A 19187-nucleotide genomic window follows, 5' to 3' on the forward strand; every position below is an offset into this window, starting at 1 on the left:
TCAACTTGATAGGAATACTATACCCTATGCTGCAAATAGAAAGGACGTTCATTCCAAAAGCGGAAGAACGTCCTCGATGTCAGGTATATTCAAACTTTTCTGCCACAGCATTAGCCCCGGCGAAAAACGAGTGTTGCATTAATACCGCCGAATCCATAGGAATTGGATAACGCCGCGTCCGCTTGGACAGAGCGCCCTTGACCCGCGATAAGATCCAGCTGAGCCTCCGGATCCGGCTCTTCCAAGTTCGTTGTTGGCGGAAGCCAAGCGTCATGCAGCGACATGCAGGTAATCGCCGCCTCAATAGCCCCTGAGGCGCCAAGCGGATGACCGTACAGCCCTTTCGTGCCGCTCACGGCGACGGGACGGTTTCCGAACACGCTCCGGATGACAAGGGACTCTGTCACGTCGTTTAGAAGCGTTGAGGAACCGTGGGCGTTAATGTATCCCACCTCGTCCGGCGACATATCCGCATCGGCGAGCGCTTGCCGCAGCGCTCTCGAAGCCTGGGAGCCGCAGGGCAGAGGTGCGCTCATATGATGCGCATCATTACTGACACTGAAGCCGCTGAGCTCCGCAAGAATGGTTGCTCCTCGGGCCTTCGCATGCGCTTCATCCTCGATGACGAGTACGGCAGCGCCTTCCCCCATAACGAAGCCGTCGCGATTACGGTCGAATGGGCGGCTCGCCCGTGCGGGCGCTTCGTTGCGGGTCGACATCGCTCGGAGCATATCGAATGCGCCGAAGGAGAGCGGCGAGAGCGGCGCTTCCGCCCCGCCTGCCAGTATAAAGTCGGCCTCTCCGCGTCGGATCGACTGCAGCGCCCGCCCAAGCGCAACCGCCCCCGAAGCGCAGGACATGGAATTCGTCTCGTTCGGTCCGTTAAAGCCGAAGGCCATCGCCATGTTGCAGGAGGCCGCCCCGCCAAAAACCGAGAAGCCTAAGGTGGGCGAAACCGAACGGTATCCGCCCGTATAATAATGCCCGCATTGTTCTTCAGCATAAGCGATGCCCCCGAGCGCACTTCCCATAAAGATGCCAACGCGCTCCTGCTCCGCATCCTCCGGCCGGATACCCGCATGCTCCAAGGCCATGGAGCCAGCCGCCACGGACAGCTGCGAGTAGCGGTCCATCCGATGGGCCCGCTTCTTGTCCATATATTGGAGCGGGTCGAAATCCGTCACTTGGGCGGCAATCCTGCTGCGCAGCCCGTCCGCGGTGAACCGGTCGATGCTCCTCACTGCGCTCTCGCTCTTCTTGACACCGTCCCACATCGCCCTAACACCGGTTCCAATCGGCGTTACACAGCCGATGCCCGTCACGACCGCTCTTCGATCACCCATATGCCGCTGCCTCCTTATGGCGTTCCGCCGCTTCTTTAAGCCCCTTCAAGGTCTGATCCGCGATGTAATGAACGAATACCGGACCGATCACTCTCGCTGCGACAAGCTGCCCTACTTGCGGCTGCGCCCACTCATGCACGATTCCTACCTTTGAAGTACCTGAAGGAGCAGACTCGATCCTCCATTCGACCTCCATGCCCCGTGTTATGCCTTTCACATGCCGATAGCGGATCCGCAGTGCTTGCTCGTCCGTTTCCATCTCACTCACCCACCAGACCGGCCAGCTCACCTTGTCAAACCTGCGATAAGCGGCCATCTCCACTAAGCCGCCATCGCTGCTGTTCCCCTCTGCAAACTGGACCTTTCGATAATGCTCCAGATGCTGCGGCCATCGATCGACCTGACGGGCTAATTGAAAGGCGGTTACCGGTGGGCAATTCATGATAATTTCATTGTAGGTATGCAACTCTATATGGACTCCTTTCTTCCTTAGGGTCTTCATCGAGCTGTCTGTCTGCAGTGCACGAATCGGATCAACAATCGCCAATGACCGCCGCCAATCTCGAGCGCAGCCCTTGATTCATAGACAAACAGCGAAGCGCGCTCTTGAAAAGAAGCGGATGTGCCGTACCGTACTCAATCAAACGCTGCAGTCTCGTGCCTCCTGCGAATTCCTGCCTCACAAGCCGATCATACTGATCGAATGGAATAACCGAGTTCTTGCCGAGAGCTTCCAATAGAATCGGCGCCGCCAGTTCAGCCGTTCGAAAAGCGCGGTAGATTCCCTGACCCGTTAGCGGGTCGAAGTAGCCTGCTGCATCGCCGACGAGCAGTACACCGCTCCCGGCGGCAGGCGCATTCGGACGGTCGAACGGACCGCAGGCGATCATATCGTCCTCGAAGCGCAAGCTCTCCATTCGACTAGCTAATCTTGGCAGCTGCTGGATCGCTTCACGGAAAAACTCGGTCTTGCGGCCTGATGCTCGCCCCGCCTTCTTGCCGGTCGTTCCGAGGGTCATATTGGCTAGTCCTCCCCCGACCGGCGCCAGCCCGACTACCAGACCGGCTTGCAGATGAAGCTCAATAAGAGGTTCTAATCGTTCAACACCCGATACATGAACCGTGAAGGCTGCTTTCCGCAGCTTGCCGAATCGGTGCAATCCGGCTTCTCTGGCTACGATGGAGCCTAAACCGTCAGCCCCCACGACGAAACGGGAGGATACCGCGAAAGGTGTGCCCGATGCCGTACGTCCATGAACGCCGCTCGCCCTGCCGCCTTCATACAGAAGACCCTTCACGCGGACACGCTCTTCGATTCGGGCGCCCGCCTTCACGGCTTCATGAACTAGCCAGTCATCCAGCAGCGCCCTCGGACATGCGATTCCTGCCGCGCGATTCGGATACGCAGCTTCGAGCATCATCTTCCCGTAGTGCAGACGCCATCCCCGGATCGGTTCAGAACGGCGGTTTATCCCCTCCTCGATAAAGAGTCCCATCCGCCCAAGAACCTGCAGCGCTCCCGGATTGAGCGCTTCTCCGCATGGTTTGCGGCGCGGATGCGCGGAAGCCTCGAGCATGACCACGTTCACCCCAAGCTTAGACAGCAATAGGGCTAGCAGGCTTCCCGCCGGACCAGAACCGACGACGGCTACATCCGCATCAAGCACGTCCAACGAGCGCCAATCGGAATGGAAAATGTTTGCGCACTTCAGCATGAAGCCCCGCACGAACAAGCAGGTCGTCTGCCTCCTTTACGGTAAACGAACGAAGCACGGACAGCGGACCGTCATGCCTGGTTACCGGACTGCGCCAGACGAATCTGGCCAGCAGCTTCGCAGCACCATATGCCGCTGGGTGGCGCTGCAGATCAGTCACGACCCAACCGATCCGCGCCACCCTCCTCATCTCCTGAAGCATGCGGACCGCACCGTCCTCATCCATATGATGCAAGGCGAGGTTGCTGAACACGATATCGAAGCTCCCGTCTTCATAAGGCAGCTGCCGCCCATCTCCCGTATCGATTCGAATCACACCCGCTGCCTTCGTGCGATCCGCGGCCAGCTGCGCGATTCGGGGATGGATATCGATGCCGGTCACCGTAATCTGCAGCTTGCGGCGCTCCGCCCACCTCACCAGCGCCAGCGGAATGTCCGCAAGGCCTGTCGCGACATCCAGAATACGAATCGGACGATCCTGCCTTATCTCCAAGATCATTCTTTTCAGATGGACGAACAATGCCGGATTACCGCCTAGATAGCGGTTGACCTGCCATACTTCTCTTAAGCTGGTCTCCAATTCCGCGCTATCGATGCCGTCGGCGCCTTCAATACCGTCGAGCAGTTCCTTCTTCATCAATCGATTCATGCTTGTCCTCCTTCTCGCGTACAAATACATTTACGCAGAAGCGCTTTCCTTTATCGTTATATTTTTCCTGATTTTTTATCCAAATTCGTTTACATTATTTTCATTTATCGCAAAGCTCCCTCCACCCTATGACGGCCATCCCATAAAAAAACGACCTCAAGGCAGGATCGCCTCAAAGTCGTCTGATGGAGGATAACGTTGGATTACAGCTTATAGATGTCTTTGTATTTACGTTCCAGGTACGTCACGAGATGCTCGGGCTCCAGCGGGTTGCCCGTTATATCGGTAATGATCTCCGATGGCGTACGAAGCATGCCATACTTATACACCTTGTCCGTCAACCACTCCTTGAGCGGAAGAAGATTTCCCTTCTCAACCAGCTCCCACATGTTGGGCAGCTCTTTCTCCATCTGAGCCGTCATTTGTGCAGCATACATGTTACCAAGCGAGTAGGACGGGAAGTAGCCGAATGCGCCTCCTGACCAATGGACGTCCTGAAGCACGCCTACTCCGTCATTCTCAGGTGTAACGCCCAGATATTCTTTGTATTTCTCATTCCAAAGACCTGGAAGATCGGCTGCCTTCGCCCCTTCATTGAAGATAAGCTTCTCCATCTCGTAACGGATGATGATATGAAGGTTGTAAGTTAATTCATCCGCTTCGATGCGAATGAGGGAAGGCTGAACGACATTCGTAGCCCGGTAGAAATCATCGACCGACACATTCAGCTGACCCGGAAACATCTGCTGCAGGTCGCCGTAATACCGGTTCCAGAACGGTCTGCTGCGGCCGATGACATTCTCCCAGAAACGGGATTGCGACTCATGAATGCCCATGGAAGTACCCGTGCAGAGCGTCGTTCCGATGAGCTCCTTCATAATATTCTGTTCATAGAGCGCATGGCCGCCTTCATGGATCGTTCCGAACAACGCACTCATCACATCATCTTCCAGGTAACGTGTCGTGATCCGAACGTCTCCTGGATTTAATCCTGTGGCGAATGGATGTGCGCTCTCATCCAGACGGCCTGCCGCAAAGTCAAAGCCCATCTGCTCCAAGATGAACAAGCTGAATTTCTTCTGCGCTTCCTTGGCATAAGTCTGCTTCAAGAAGCTTTGCTCCGGCTGATACGGCGAAGCTGCGATCGCAGCAGCAAGTGGAACCAGCTTTTCCCGCAAGCCGCCGAAGATCCGATCCAGCTCAGCTGTCGTCATTCCCGGCTCATATGCATCGAGCAGCGTATCGTAGCGGGTAGCCCCAGGCCCCCACAGGTCTATGAACTGATTCTGATATGTAATGATTTTTTCCAGATAAGGCTGGAAGGATGCATAATCGCTGTTCTCCTTGGCGTCCTCCCAGAGCGTCTCGGCCTGCGTCGTCAAGACGACATATTCCTGGTGCAGCTTCTCGGGAATTTTGACCGCACGATCGTATTCCTTGCGTGTGTGCCGGATCAATCTCCGGTCGATTTCACCGAGCTGCTCCGAACTGCCGGAAGCCTCCAGCGCGGATAGCCATTCCCCCAGCTCCGGAGCCGTCTGCAGCTTGAACAATTGCACGGATAATGCGCCTACCACCTCTGAACGGGCTTCCAATCCCTTGCGGGGAGCACCTGTGCGCATATCCCAGTAGAGAACGCCGAGCGCTTCCTCATAGCTCTTGATCTGTCCGATTCGTTCCCGGAACGATTGCAGAACCTCTTCCGTTCTTGTCGTCACTTTTCAACTCCGCCTTTCACGTGTAGGGTATGATACCTTCTACTTGATACTACATTTTGATAAACGTATAATCAACTTTATTGGTTTACAGCGAGCAGGTAAAGGAGAGATTATGATGCATTTTACATTCACGCCAGCTGCGGTTGAACAGCTTTCTGGCTACTTAAAGGACGGGGAACGAAGCTTGAAGCTGCTCTACGATACGGAGGGCTGCGGCTGCGTCGTCAGCGGCGTTCCCGCGCTTCAGCTCATCCAGGCGCCCGATCAAGACGACAGACAAGGAGCCGGCGATCCGTACGGAGTATGGTATGAACCGCGCTATGAAGTTTTTTTCGAGCCCCGCTTGAAGATCGATTTCGACCGGACACGCCATACGTTCAGCTTGAAAAGCGACAATCAAATTTATACGGTACATATGCGTTTGCTGACCTAGTCACAGCCGATCAGGAAACGAATCTATCTCTAGTTGATCCATCCGAAATCTTCTATAGAAATAATTCTATTTTTGAAGAATGAAATATGAAACCTTTGATTATATTAAACGTAATTGTACAGAAAGGTAATGTCAATTTACTTGTATCTATTACAGGAGGAGAACCACAGATGAAAAAAGGGTTGATGTTAGTCATGGCTTTCGCCCTCTTCTTCGCGGTAACCGCGGGAACGGTCGATGCCAAACCAAGAGGCGGAATTAAATCGCCGAAGAAAAGCTTCACCCAGACACCGAGCAAGTCGACGGATAATGTGAACGCAAGCAATCCGGGTACCAAATCACCAGGTGCAACTGCAGGCACGACGCAGAAGCGTGGATTCACCAGCGGTGGCGGCTTCATGAAGGGCATGATGATCGGCGGATTAGCCGGCTTGATGTTCGGCAGCATGTTCGCAGGTATGGGCTTTATGGGTGACTTCCTAGGCCTGCTCGTCAACTTGTTTGCTATTTTCATACTGATCGTTGCGATACGAGGCATTTTCATGTACTTCAAAAATCGCCGCAAGCCGCAAACGCCGAATGACCGGGGTCGCTACTAAAGATGCGTATACACACCGACGAGATTATCAATGCGGTATGCCTTCATATGGCTGAGCGCAGAGGCGTCTCGCCATCCGATGTAGAAGTGCAGCTGGCCTGGGAAGAAGAATACGGCTTTACCGCCGAGGTTTGGGTCCAGGGCAGAAGCCAATATCTGGTGGAAGCCAATCTGCTTGAAGCCATTGAGCAATATGTCTATAAAGAGTACAATCGCCGAGTATTCCGCTCCCAAATCACGCTCGATGCAGACGAGGATTTCTGGGCAGATATCGAAGATTAATCATCCCATATTGCCAGCGAGTCCGGAGATCACTCCGGACTCGCTTTTTTCATTTGCCGCCGTTTATCCCTTGAAACATGGTAAATTGCGGTATTTGCCGATTATAGCGAAACCTCTCCCTCCCTCTCGCGTCTAAGTTATAGATTCATAGAGGAGAGGTGATTTCAGGCACATGCGTATCAAGTGGAGTTTGATGATCGCACTTATTCTGGCCTTGCAAGCCGGTTTGGCGACAGCGGGAACGGCGAGCGCCAGCAGCGCGAGCCATGCAACGCAATTTCGGGTCTATCAGAACGATGAAGCGCTGAAAGAGTTTGCAAGCGAGGCTCAGGCACTCGCTTATGCGAAGAGCTTCGCGTACAGCCATGTCGAGAAGATCGAAGGCCGCGTGTGGATGTGGGACAATTTCCCCCGGTACAAAGTTTATGACAGCGGTTTCTCCACGGACAACCGGGAATTCCGCACCTTGGCAGAAGCAAGAACGTTCGCGAAGAAGCTGCGGTTTGCACAAATACGCGATCTGCAGCAGCCCGGGTGGGTAGAAGGTACATATCCGAATTATCAGCTATATCAAGGCGATAAGACGCTTCCTGAGTGGAGCTTCGCTACCATTGCTGAGGCCAAGAAGGCCGCCAAGTATTACACGAACATGCATGTGATGGAGCTCGCAACGAATCAATGGGTTTGGGACAACCTAACCGCAGCTCAGAAGACAGCCCAACGTTCGAAGACACCTGTATACGACATTATTGTTAACGGTGAATCAACAGGCAGCACCAAATATGCATTCCTGCTCGATGCGATACGTGCTTCCGCCAAAATCGCGGGCAGTTCCGTGATGAATACAGCGACGGGTCAGACGGTTCACGCCAGTCCAGCCCCTTATACGCTAATGCAGAACGGTAAGACAGTCCGGACCTTCTACAGTCTGGGAAGCGCGATCTTCTTCGCCAAACAATTCGCCTTCGCCTCCGTCGTTAAGGACGGTTCGACATGGTGGACGAACGTCCCCTACTTGACCGTCACACAAGGCGATCGCAAGCTTGGTCAATTTCATACCCGCAAATCGGCTGTAGCAACGGCAGCGGCCTATGCGGATTCGGTTGTCACGACCGAAAGCGGCCGCGCAATCTGGAATAATAAGTCCAAGCTGCTCTACCTGGCTTGGAATGGAACCTCGCGCAGCTCGACGATCGAAGCGCAGGTATCTCAAACGCAAGGACTCGATATCGACTCACCGAGCTGGTTCGAGCTTGCCTCAGCGGATGGCACGCTAACGGACAGCTCTGATCCCGCTCTTGTCGAGACCATGCGTAAGTCCGGCATTCAGCTCATGCCGCTCGTGCACAATCAATTCGACAGCGTGATGACAAGCGCTTTCCTTCGCAATAGCGCGGCTCAGACGAAATTTACACAGGCGCTGATCGGACGACTCGTCGAGCTTAAAGCAGCTGGCATCAATCTCGATTTTGAAGCGCTTGCCGGCGGCGATCGGGCCTTGTATACGGCGTTTGTGCGAAACTTCACCAAAGCCGCGCACCAGAAGGGCTTATCCGTATCAATCGATTTGCCGCGCGGCGACGTCAGCTGGAATCACAAAACCGCATATGATCATGCGGCACTTGCGGACATTGTCGATACGATTATGATCATGGCCTATGATCAGCACTGGAAGGGCAGCGATAAAGCCGGCTCCGTCGGGGAGCTTCGCTGGGTCGAGGATGGGGTGAAGCAATTTCTTGACTACGGCATTCCACGCAGTAAGCTCATGCTCGGCATCCCGTTCTATGTAAGGGAATGGCGAATAGATGGAAACGGCAAGCTCATCGACAACAAAGCGATCCTGATGAAGGATATTCCTGCAATTATTCAAGAAAACGGAGCAAAAGGCGTTCTCGACGCTAAATCGGGTCAATTAAAATACACCTATTATAAGAATGGTTATAAGCATGTATTCTGGGCAGAGACGGCAAGTACCGTAAAAGCCCGCATTGCCCTCGCCAAGAAGTATGATCTTGCCGGCGTAGCCATATGGCGCTTGGGGTATGAGAGCGCCGATCTGTGGACGATGATGCTGCAGCAGAAATAACGTCTGTACAATCATCCTACCTGTTTATGTTATCACGAACGAACAAGGCAGTCATGAGCGCAATATTGCGTACTCCTGACTGCCTTGTTATCCATTTATCTCATTTGCGGCTTATTATATCCCTTGTCTCCATAGGGCTGCAAATCCTCCAACCACAGCTTTTCCATCTGCTTCAGTTCCCACTTGATGTCGGTTACGTCATCCGCTTCCTTCTCTTCAAGCACCTCGAAAGCGAATGCGCTTGACCCCATTTCCTTCCAATCTTGCTGCAGTTGGGAATTTGCAAACCTCCCCATGTCCAATTGCATCTGAATGGTCATCCACTTATTCTTCAGGTTGGGAAAGCTATCCATGTATATTTTTCCGTTCGTCTTGTTTGTAATTTTTATGACACCCATATAGGTCTTAATGAGCTTGAATTCTTCCTGCAGTTCCTTGCGCTTGTTCTTGTCCATGCCTCTCTCTCCTTCAATGAATGAATACATAAATCACAACGTATCCATGTCGGCAAAACAGGTCACTTTCGTGTAGGGCAGACCTAATTCAGCCGACAATGCCTTTGCAAGCTGTGTTTTTCCTGAGCCGGCGATAATACATCATCTTCATTGCTGTTCTTCACATTGTTCATCTCCATACATTTCAATAACCCATTTCTTTAAGTAGACGGGACAATACCCGAAGCCGCTCTCCAATCATTTCGCCATCTTCACCAAGTGCCTGAGCGAACAGCTGAATATCATGATCAATCATGGGATTTTCTTCGCATACGGCAACACTCATCGCATCCCCTTGCAGTCCAATGCGGTCAATCGTAGTTTGATCAGGGTCATACAGCTTCGGAAAACGATAGGCGTCCTGAAAATGCAAGCTGCTTCTGCAAATTAGAATGGCTAAGTCAAGTACGCGGTGCATAGGAAGCTCTTCCGATTGACGGGACCATTTCTCCCCTGTATGTCTCCATACCTTTGCGGAGATATCGACCTTTCCTCTATCGTTCCATTGGGCTAACCCAAGGGAGAGACCTTTGGCATCCGTGTTCCCGGCGTTTCGGCCGTCAACCTGCTCATAATTTTCCGATATGATGACAGGTTTATGTTTTAGAGTTGTTGGTATTTTCATTCTTTCGCACTCTCCAGTTAAGAATTTAGTAATTTAGTAATTTACTAAATTACTGATTTACTAAATTACTAATTGATCTTAACCTGCAGTTCCGGATCAGTCAATCCGGTTCGCGATCACATGCCTTCTATTCACTACTCGAATATCGCTGTTTTGGCCATAGCTGCATGTTCAACTTTATCCAAGGTCTGGCAGTAATCATGAACAATTGGGCCGCTTGCCTGTTCTTCTTCGGACTTCACAAAATGCGCGATGACTTTCCAATCGTCGAACCAATCTCCGGCTTCCGCTTCTTCATGCTCGACGTTACGCCATACATGGTGTAATGCCGGACTGTACAAACGGTTGGCCCCCGGCTTTAATTGACAATCCTTCATTCGTTTTTTGTAGGGAGCACCCGGTACAGAGTCATTCACGTCGTTGAACAAATGCGGCCAATAGTCTTTGCGGGAAGCCGTGTGCGGATGATCCATCGCCCAGCTTAATGCGCCCTGAAGATGATCGGAATGTCCGAAGAGCAAGGAGTACAGCCGTTTGCCCAACATAATTCGTTCATGAAGCGAACCAAAGCGATGAAGCGTTTCACCGATCAGACCGGTCACTTGCCGGTCACCTGCTTCCGATGCTATATAATAAGGAAATAGAATTTGATTTAAGCTCAACAAATCATGGAGTTTAAACGCGATCGTCTGAAGAATCGTATTCTGATAATGCTGATTCTGAATCATTCTTTTTTCCAGGTAGCTCTGCTCATTGACCACTAGAGCAATCGTCAGCAGATAGCGGTCACCGCTCGTCCAGAAATGATTCCACATGACTTCCATATAGGCGGATACATGAAAATAGGGCAGCAAATGAAACAGGTTTGCATCTCTCCGCAAGCTTTCCTCATACAATAAATTTGCGGGTAGGCATCTTGGAAAATCAGCCAATTGCCGCGTTCCAAAAATTGAAAATAAAGATTCCGTTCCGTATCCGACAATAACCGCGAGTGAGGCTCCCCCCGCAAATCCGTCATATTCCAGCCGCCATTTCGGGACACCATATGCCCCAGGAAGGCCCATTCAATCTCCGGATGGCGCCGGTAGTACGCTCCATACGTCGCGGTCCGGGTAATATTGTTCACGTTTAATTGACGGGTGATATCCTGAATTTGCCCGATGAGGAGCTGATCCCCGGCAGGTAATTCGGATAGGGTTAAAGCTTGTTTAGGAGCGTTCTTCAATTTCTTCTGCAATTCTTTTTTGATTGGATGAAACGCTGGAAATGGACTTTTTGTAAACCAATCCAACGGCGTCCGCAACTCAATTCCCATGCATTCATCTCTCCTTGCAAACGCATTAGCCATCTTAGATATCCTATTACATATCTTGACGATTGATGACGAGCGGCTGGGGTGAATACAGCGGCATGAAACAAAGCAAAGAGGTTAAGCAGACGACGAATCCGCTTAACCTCTTCTTCAATCTTTCCTATTGCTGTTTCATTAATGAATCGTATCGGATGACACGAGCCCGCGATTCCTGAAAGGTCAGGTGATGGATGCTTTATAGATGGATTCAATGGAATGGGACAGCATCGCGTTGAACTCTTCGTCTGTTTGCTGGGCTGTTAACCCCTCCGACAAGGCACGCGAAAAACTGGCGATTAAGCCATGATTGCGGGCCAGTTTTTCATTTGCTTCCCTCTGATCATATCCGCCTGACAAAGCGACGACCCGAACAATATGCGAATCGTCCATGAGATCCCGATAGAAATCATCCTCTGTCGGAATGGAGAGCTTCAGCATCACTTTAGCGTCTGGATCAAGAGCAGCCAATTGCTTGACGATCTCTTCTTTTAACATTTTCTCCGACTGCGCTTTATCCGCACTATGAATATCTACCTCAGGCTCAATAATAGGAACAAGCCCCATCGCTACGATTTGTTTGCCAATATCGAACTGCTGCTCGACTACTTTTCGAATGCCTTCCGGGTTGGCCTCTTTAATAACCGAGCGCATTTTCGTCCCAAAAATATTCTTGTCTGCCGCCCTCTTCAATAAGCCGTTCAAATCCGAAATCGGCTTCATGAGCTGAACGCCATGGTCAAGGCCAGCTAGTCCTTCATCGACCTTGAGAAAGGGCACAATGCCTTTCTTCTCCCATAGGTAATCCGCGGTAAATTGATCATGAATCATACGATTCATCGTATTTTCAAACAAGATCGCACCCAAAATATGTTTCGAATCAAACGCCGGACTTGTGACGATTCGACTTCTCATTTGGTGAACCAAGTCAAACATCTCTTCGTCATTGGAATAGCTGCTCTCCTTGATGCCGTATTGCAGCAATGCCTTTGGCGTACTTCCGCCGCTTTGGTCCAACGCAGCGATAAAGCCCTCTCCCGTATGCATTCGATCCATTTGTTCCTTTTTCATCGCCTTTTCCTTCTTTCTCGTGAAATGATGAACGTTAACCCTTATCGTACGGTTTAACCATTTCTTATGGGTTCCAAACGGGAACCTGCTGCTTGGCGCTCACACCGGCAAGGGGTGATCCTATCGTCATAAGCCGCAGACGAGTATGCTCGACGATCAATCCGGATAGACATGCCGATCACGCTCAGACTTGATGATGAAGCTAGAATTTTCTTTATTGTACAATAAATTCATAATCAAAGCACTGACGAAGTCTTGCTGGAGCTGCGGAACAAACCAAAAAAACGCTTGGAAACCCAAGCGCTGTGCACACGTAAATCCATATGGCTCCATTTAATCAGCCTGCCGTCTCCACCTGATCTCGGACGTTATCCAACATCTCATCCCAATATCGCCTCATGACTTCTCTCATATAGACATCATCCAGCATTTCCTGATGAATCGCAATGCTCGTCTTTCCCGTCTTCGTAGATAATACATAGATTTGAAGGCGGGAGGGGTTGTCCCACTCTGGGCGCTTCCATGTCATTCGCAGCTTATGGCAGGGTACGACTACTGTAATCTTCCCCGACACGCCTTCCCTTGACTCGTATTCATGTCCCACCTGAAGCTTGAAAGAAGGCGCCTCCCCGATCCATAACGACAAACCCTTTGGCGACGTGAGGAAATCCCAGGCTTCCTCCTTAGTGACTGCCATTGTCCTTCTGACCCCAATTTGCACGCCCGCATCCTTAGTGGTTCCTACAGGAATTCGGCCCATGAGATGTTCGTACATATTGGCGATCCATTCGCTCCAATCCTCCGATACTGCATCGTTATCGCCGATATAATGTTTAATTTGTTCATGAGACCAATGCTGGTCGACGGTCTGCCCAAGCTTCATGATCCATTCTTCCCATGAGGTTCCCGTTGCTGCCTTCACATCTCGCTTAAAAATAGAGCCTGCCAACTTCTCTCCTCCTGACGGATCCGTTTACTTCATTATAGAATACAAACACTGACAAAGCAGGTCAGTGTTTGTGAATTTAGGATTGATAATAATCTAGCAGAGATGCTGTAATGTCGATCAGGCATGATTTCAATTCCTCCGGCTCTACGATTCGTATTTTCCCGCCGAAAGATAATAGATAATAAGACAGTTGTGAATAGAGGGTCTCCTCATCGAGTCTGAAATGGGCTTGATCCACCGTTCGCTCGACGAGTGCGTGACCTAGCAGCCAATGTCTGCATAAATCGTCCAAAGCTTGCGGGGTGCCTTGTATGCGAACCGAAATCATATCATGATCAGATCCCGATTCTGGGAGCAAGCTGCTCAATAAAAAATCCCGGGCAGAGAATGGCTGTGGGCGCTGATACTTATTATCCGTGCATCGGATATCACTCATGCGGTCGACACGGAAGCTCCGTATTTCTCCTCGCAGGTGACAATAACCAACCGCATACCATTTGCTTTTCCAATGGACGAGTCCATACGGGTCAAGGATACGCTTGCTTTGGACGCCATCATATCCGGCCTTGTAGTTGAGTTCGAGGCTTGATTGCTGCTCCATCCCGGTTTCGATCTCTGCAAGCAACGAGGTTAGAGCCGGCACAGAGGGCGGTTGAATGACCTCGATACTCGTCTCGTAATGCTCCATCCGCTGCAATTGCTCCGGATTGGTATATCGCTTTATTTTTGCAATCGCCCGACTGAGCGCCGATTCGGATGGATAACCTGCTTCCTTGGCGAATGCAGCTGCTTGGAGAAGCGCTTTTTGTTCATCGGCATCAAAGAACAAGGGCTCTAGCTTGATATTGTCAGGGATCAAGTACCCTCCGTCACGTCCAATCTCGGAAACGATGGGTACGCCGGCAATGCATAGAGCGTCAACACACCGATACACCGTTCGAATATGAATTTCCAATGCCTCTGCCAGCTGTTTGGCCGTCATTCTTCTTCGTGATTGCAGGAGTCCTAGAATCGCAAGCATATTGTCAGCTTTAGACATCGTATTCAGCAGCCCTTTCACTCGGGGTGTTTGGTTATTCGATAGCCGGTTTCCTGATCGCCCCGTTCTTTCTCTTTCATTATATTGACATTGTACGATAATCTTCGCCCACTTATCTATCATTCACGGGACTACATATATCCGCCGATACGCATAAAAAAAAGCGGCGCCCCTTATCGGAAGCGCCGTTGATTAATCAAACTTCGGTATTTCGACTTCCGCTCCGCCATGCATGGCCGATTCATGGGCGCAGATGCCTGCGGCCGTCCAGTTCGCCGAGACTACGGCGCTGATCGAAGCCTGCCGCTCCTCTAGGATGCTGCGAATAAATTCATGCGCAAGATGCGGGTGGGAACCATGATGTCCGTTGTCAGCATGACGCCTAATTTCAAGCGGCAGCAAGTGACGGAAATCCGGTTCCGGATCGATTGGATACGGAATATAATCGGTGCCTCTGGAGTAAGCATTGTTTTCACTGCGCCGATACATGACCGGTTCATCCAACCATTCGAAGGAGAGCTTCTCTCCGTATACGCTGAACGTCTCCGCACCTTTTCTGGCCATATAAAAGAGACTTCTAGACACTTCCGCAGCCAAATCCGCCTTGTCCAATTGGAAGATCGCACATTCGATCGGAAATGGATTGCCATATGGTTTCTTCAATTCTTCCCGCATAAAGCCCGATCCCAAGCAATGGACCTTCTTGGCTCTTGTATCCGCAATTGCCAGTAGAGGCGCGACGGCATGCGTAGCATAGTGCATGGGCGGTAATCCCATCCAGTAAGAAGGCCATCCTTCCATATCCTGATAGTGAACGCCGCGAAGAAATTGAATATGACCGAATTTCCCTTGCTCGATTAATTGCTTGAGATGCAAAAAATAGGTCGTGTATACGGCCGTTTCCATCATCATGTAATTTCTCTCGTTCCGTCTTGATGCCTCCACAATCGCATACAATTCCTCCAGCGTCGTCCCCATCGGAACGGCACATGCGCAATGTTTACCGGCGTTCAAGGCATCTAACGAAAGCTGTGCATGGGTCGGTATAGGAGTCAACAAATGAATGGCATCGTATTGATCCGAAGCAAGTACTTCCTCCACACTGGCATGTCTACGATCGATCCCCAGCTGATCGCCTCTTTGCTTCAGCACCTCCTCGTTGACATCGCATAGGCCGACATATTCTACATCTGGGTGGTCCTTGTATATTTCCGCGAAGCTGTAACCAAATATTAAGCCGACTACAGCTATTCGAACTTTGCGACGATTTGGCAGCACAATCTCCACCTTTCACCGATTTCTTGAATTTGGTTATTTCACCTTACCGCACCCAAATTATACAACGGAGACATTAAATTAACGATGAGATTATACAACATCGAATTGTGAATTTTCACCGATTTCCACACATTACAAAAAAGGCCCCGTTTCCATCGTGACTTCATCATGGAAGCGGAGCCGTACTTAAGGCTACTCATTCAATTGGCAGTTACACCCGGCGGCGTTCCATCAGATTGATCCCGATCCCCATGCAGATCACACCGATCATGCACAGCTTGGCAACCGATAGAAAGACATCCGGCCAACCTGCGTTGTAGATCGCGATATCAATCATCGCATCCAATGCATGTTTCAACGGGAACAATTCGGATATTGTGAGCAGAAATTCATTCGTAATCGTTCCCGGCGGCATGTAAGCGCCGCTTAATAGCGGCATGATCGGAATGACGGACGGAAAGACCGCATTGAACTGTTCCGGTGTCCGCACCATTCCCGTGAGCAGCATAGACAAAGCTACGATCGTCATTGAGTACATTGCAGCAATCAAGAGCAGCATACCGAACTGATCGCCAAGATTAAAGCCGAACGCGTAGCGGAAGAGAAGAAATACCGCCGCTATTTGAGCAAAGCCGATCATGGCGCTGTACATGAGATGTCCCATGTACATCTCAGACTTCCGTACCGGGGAGAGGATAACCCGGCTCCATATTCCGGATACCTTCTCCATCGTGATCGAGTTGATCTTGAAGCCTATTGTGAACATTACGAGGAATAGGGTGAACGTAAATAGCAGTTGCAGGCTCATATTATATTTAATGAGTTGACTGCCTTCCGTTGTTTGCGATTGTACGGTTATTGGCGGATGCTTCAAGTAGGTTTCTACTTCCGTTCGAAATGCGCTCGTATCCTTCTTGTAAGCTTCTGCTGCTCGCAGCTGCAGTTCCTCAACAAATACGGTGTGAACCTGCTGCTCCACAAGCTGTACATTCGGATTATCGATGGCTGCGATGATCCGGTAGTCATTCTCCATTAATTGAAGTGCTGCGTCGGCACGGCCCTCCCGCACTTCCGAATGGGCCTGTAGTTCATCCTGCATGACAAATTCAACCGCATCGCCCTTATTCAACAAGTCAAGCCATTCTTCCGCTGCAGTGTCTCCCGCACCTTCTGCCGGGAATACACCGATTTGCATCTTGCTGTCCGAGCCCGTCCCGAATAGAAGTGTGGCGAGGATGCTGAGCCCGCAGAAGGCCAGAATCATTATCGGAGAACGCTTCTCCTTCATCCATTGCGCCATAAATATCGGATTCATTAGATACGCCCCCTTCTTGGAAAGCACCAGCTTGCTAGGCCGATTGTTGCAATTGCGAATACGGCCAGCTTAACAAGAGGCACTGACAGGTCCGCTACCGTCTCTGTCTGGATCCATTGGAGGAGCACAGCAAGCGACAATCCGTTCGGCGTCCATTCGCCGGCTGATCGAAGCCAGTCAGGCAATATATAGATCGGTACGAAGCTGCCGCCGATCGTGCCTGCAATCAATGAAAAGATGAAAGCAATGCCGTTTGCTGTCTCGTCATGTAATCGGAACACCAGCGCGGTGAAGAGCACGACCAACGCGCCCACGCACAGTGACAATAGAACAAGGACAGCGGACACGCCAAGCCAGAACAGTAACGAGCGACCCGGGAAGATGTTCAGAGCGAAATGCGAAATAAGTATAATAATTGATAGCTGCAAGATAGACAAGCAGAAGGCAGCACTCATCTTTCCCATCAAATAATGAAACGGCTGAGAACCCGTAAGAAGGATTCGTTGAAACGTGCGCTCCCGTTTCTCTGTAATCGCTTTTGAAGCCATCGTAACGGATAACAGAAGCGCAAATACGATACTGATCGCCAGAGCGTAATATTGAAAGGAGGTTACCGTTTCGACACCGTCAACCATCTCCCTGCCGCCTATTCCGCTATAATCGTCCGATGCTATAGCCGCTGCGCCGGCATCCGCTCCCAACAAGTGGTGGAAAGCAGATTGCACATTCAACTTTTGGACATAGCCATCGATAATGTCATTCAGAACACCGACTTGCAAGGAAGCCTTCTCGGCTATTATGCGAAGCGCTGTTCCCTCCCCGTCGTTCCATACCATTTTATTCAGTGCTGCAAGCGTAAATCCATCCGGTATGGTTACAACCGCTGCAATCCGCTCTTCTTGCAATTGCTGGAGGGCATCGTCGTTCCCCAGTTCTTCCATGCTAACGATTTCTTTCACGTGTTCAGCTTGAAATACCTGCTTAAGCATTCGAATTGGAGATAATTGCTCCAATTGCTGCTCGATATCCAACAATTCATCATCCGGCAAGGAACGTGCAGCGAGAGAATCCCGAAACTCCTGCATGGCGGCTTGCTCATCGTCTGCATTTACAAGAGCCACCTTTATCTGCAAAGTCTTGGTTGGATTCTCGACCCAGCCAGGCAGTGCGATCCCAATAACGGCAATGATCACAAGCGGCGAGATCAGTGAGATGATAATTTCCTTCCGGTCTCGCCAGTGAACCAGGAAATCCTTCTTGAAGAATGAGATCAAGCGGCTCCCTCCCTAGTCTCTCAAGGTTCGACCGGTCAGATGCAAGAATACATCCTCTAGGCTCGGTGTATGCACATGGATATTAATGATTTCCACTTGGTGGCTTTCCGCAGTTTGAACGATTTGGGATAGTAAGCTGCTATGTTTGGCGATAATCAGCTTCAAACCGTTATCGGTTTCTTCGACATGCCTGATCGGTGCCAACGATCGAAGCACATTAGCCAAATCTTTGTTTGGCTTATCCAGCTTGAGCAGCAGTGTATCTTCACCGGACAGAATACGGCGCAGCTCCTCCGTCGTTCCCGATGCGATAATCCGCCCATGATCCATAATGTAAACCCGGCTGCATAGCTGCTCTACTTCTTCCATGTAGTGACTCGTATACAACACCGTAGTCCCCTTCTCGCGATTTAACAGTCTGACGGTTTCAAGGATATGATTGCGCGATTGCGGATCGATCCCGACTGTCGGCTCATCCATGATCACGATTTGTGGATCGTGCAGCAGCGCGGCAGCTATATTGATGCGTCTCTTCATCCCGCCGGAGTAGGTTTTAATGAGCTCCTTCTGCCGATCCCGCAGCCCGACCATCTCCAGCAATTCTTGAATCTTCGCTTCCAGCTGCTTGCCCTTCAGCCGGTAGATGCTGCCGAAAAACTTTAAGTTTTCATAAGCGCTCAATTCCTCATACAGTGCAATTTCCTGCGGAACTACGCCGAGTACTTGACGAATGAACTGCGGCTTGCTGACGATGCTTACCCCATTCAGCCTGACGTCCCCCGAATTCGGCGTTAATAAGGAAGAAATCATCGAGATGGTCGTTGATTTGCCTGCTCCGTTCGGCCCCAGCAAGCCCACGGATTCACCTTGATCCAAAAATAAGCTCACATCGTCAACCGCGGTTCTTCCTTTGAAAACCTTCCGTAACTCCATTGCTTCCAGCATCGAATCTCCCCTTCCAATCGCG

At 50.8% G+C, this 19187-nt stretch carries 18 protein-coding genes and 1 pseudogene; 4 read left to right on the plus strand and 15 right to left on the minus strand.

Features of this window, described 5'->3' with window-relative positions:
- Positions 1-110 precede the first annotated feature (110 nt).
- The 5 genes from NNL21_RS15865 to NNL21_RS15885 all read right to left on the minus strand — a co-directional run bounded on the left by NNL21_RS15865 (position 111) and on the right by NNL21_RS15885 (position 5425).
- Entirely contained in the window at positions 111-1343 is a 1233-nt protein-coding gene (locus NNL21_RS15865) for a beta-ketoacyl-[acyl-carrier-protein] synthase family protein (RefSeq protein ID WP_204818239.1), read from the minus strand.
- On the minus strand, positions 1336-1809 hold the full coding sequence (locus NNL21_RS15870) for an SRPBCC family protein (protein ID WP_204818240.1): 474 nt from the start codon (positions 1807-1809) through the stop codon (positions 1336-1338). The genes NNL21_RS15865 and NNL21_RS15870 overlap by 8 nt, the downstream gene beginning before the upstream one ends.
- Positions 1810-1876: 67 nt before the next feature.
- Positions 1877-3070, minus strand: a complete 1194-nt coding sequence (locus tag NNL21_RS15875) for an NAD(P)/FAD-dependent oxidoreductase (RefSeq protein WP_256555302.1) — start codon at positions 3068-3070, stop codon at positions 1877-1879.
- On the minus strand, positions 3003-3707 hold the full coding sequence (locus NNL21_RS15880; protein WP_204818242.1) for a methyltransferase domain-containing protein: 705 nt from the start codon (positions 3705-3707) through the stop codon (positions 3003-3005). The genes NNL21_RS15875 and NNL21_RS15880 overlap by 68 nt, the downstream gene beginning before the upstream one ends.
- A 203-nt stretch (positions 3708-3910) precedes the next feature.
- A complete protein-coding gene (locus NNL21_RS15885; RefSeq protein ID WP_204818243.1) occupies positions 3911-5425 on the minus strand; it encodes a carboxypeptidase M32 in 1515 nt (504 codons plus the stop codon).
- 112 nt (positions 5426-5537) lie between these two features.
- Here NNL21_RS15885 and NNL21_RS15890 point away from each other — a divergent pair, with 112 nt between their 5' ends.
- The 4 genes from NNL21_RS15890 (at position 5538) to NNL21_RS15905 (ending at position 8827) form a co-directional block, all read left to right on the plus strand.
- Positions 5538-5858 (plus strand): iron-sulfur cluster biosynthesis family protein, encoded by a 321-nt coding sequence (locus tag NNL21_RS15890; RefSeq protein ID WP_256555274.1) that lies wholly within the window; start codon positions 5538-5540, stop codon positions 5856-5858.
- Between the two features lie 170 nt (positions 5859-6028).
- Complete coding sequence (locus NNL21_RS15895) at positions 6029-6457, plus strand: SHOCT domain-containing protein (RefSeq protein ID WP_204818244.1); 429 nt, start codon at positions 6029-6031, stop codon at positions 6455-6457.
- 2 nt (positions 6458-6459) lie between these two features.
- Positions 6460-6738 carry a YxcD family protein gene (locus NNL21_RS15900; RefSeq protein ID WP_204818245.1) on the plus strand — a complete coding sequence of 93 codons (279 nt, stop codon included), beginning with the start codon at positions 6460-6462 and terminating at the stop codon, positions 6736-6738.
- 172 nt (positions 6739-6910) lie between these two features.
- Positions 6911-8827: a glycosyl hydrolase family 18 protein gene (locus NNL21_RS15905; protein WP_204818246.1), complete on the plus strand. Its 1917-nt coding sequence runs from the start codon at positions 6911-6913 to the stop codon at positions 8825-8827.
- A gap of 95 nt (positions 8828-8922) precedes the next feature.
- Here NNL21_RS15905 and NNL21_RS15910 read toward each other — a convergent pair whose 3' ends face one another.
- From NNL21_RS15910 to NNL21_RS15965, 10 genes and pseudogenes are all read right to left on the minus strand, one after another.
- Positions 8923-9282 carry a GIY-YIG nuclease family protein gene (locus NNL21_RS15910; RefSeq protein ID WP_204818247.1) on the minus strand — a complete coding sequence of 120 codons (360 nt, stop codon included), beginning with the start codon at positions 9280-9282 and terminating at the stop codon, positions 8923-8925.
- 184 nt (positions 9283-9466) lie between these two features.
- Positions 9467-9946 (minus strand): DUF6530 family protein, encoded by a 480-nt coding sequence (locus NNL21_RS15920; RefSeq protein WP_204818248.1) that lies wholly within the window; start codon positions 9944-9946, stop codon positions 9467-9469.
- Positions 9947-10080: 134 nt separating this feature from the next.
- Positions 10081-11261 (minus strand): annotated as a pseudogene (locus tag NNL21_RS15925) (DUF2515 family protein).
- 216 nt (positions 11262-11477) lie between these two features.
- On the minus strand, positions 11478-12365 hold the full coding sequence (locus NNL21_RS15935) for a fructose bisphosphate aldolase (RefSeq protein ID WP_204818249.1): 888 nt from the start codon (positions 12363-12365) through the stop codon (positions 11478-11480).
- A gap of 337 nt (positions 12366-12702) precedes the next feature.
- Positions 12703-13314, minus strand: coding sequence for an SRPBCC family protein (locus NNL21_RS15940; RefSeq protein ID WP_204818250.1), 612 nt, complete (start codon positions 13312-13314; stop codon positions 12703-12705).
- A 76-nt stretch (positions 13315-13390) separates the two neighbouring features.
- Complete coding sequence (locus NNL21_RS15945; protein ID WP_204818251.1) at positions 13391-14353, minus strand: helix-turn-helix transcriptional regulator; 963 nt, start codon at positions 14351-14353, stop codon at positions 13391-13393.
- 192 nt (positions 14354-14545) lie between these two features.
- On the minus strand, positions 14546-15631 hold the full coding sequence (locus tag NNL21_RS15950; protein ID WP_256555276.1) for a Gfo/Idh/MocA family protein: 1086 nt from the start codon (positions 15629-15631) through the stop codon (positions 14546-14548).
- Positions 15632-15842: 211 nt separating this feature from the next.
- Positions 15843-16946 (minus strand): ABC transporter permease, encoded by a 1104-nt coding sequence (locus NNL21_RS15955; protein ID WP_204818252.1) that lies wholly within the window; start codon positions 16944-16946, stop codon positions 15843-15845.
- A complete protein-coding gene (locus NNL21_RS15960) occupies positions 16946-18220 on the minus strand; it encodes an ABC transporter permease (RefSeq protein WP_204818253.1) in 1275 nt (424 codons plus the stop codon). The genes NNL21_RS15955 and NNL21_RS15960 overlap by 1 nt, the downstream gene beginning before the upstream one ends.
- Positions 18221-18232: 12 nt before the next feature.
- Positions 18233-19165 (minus strand): ABC transporter ATP-binding protein, encoded by a 933-nt coding sequence (locus NNL21_RS15965; RefSeq protein ID WP_204818254.1) that lies wholly within the window; start codon positions 19163-19165, stop codon positions 18233-18235.
- Positions 19166-19187 lie beyond the last annotated feature (22 nt).

It is taken from the genome of Paenibacillus mendelii (assembly GCF_024498075.1).
GTDB lineage: Bacteria > Bacillota > Bacilli > Paenibacillales > Paenibacillaceae > Paenibacillus_Z > Paenibacillus_Z mendelii.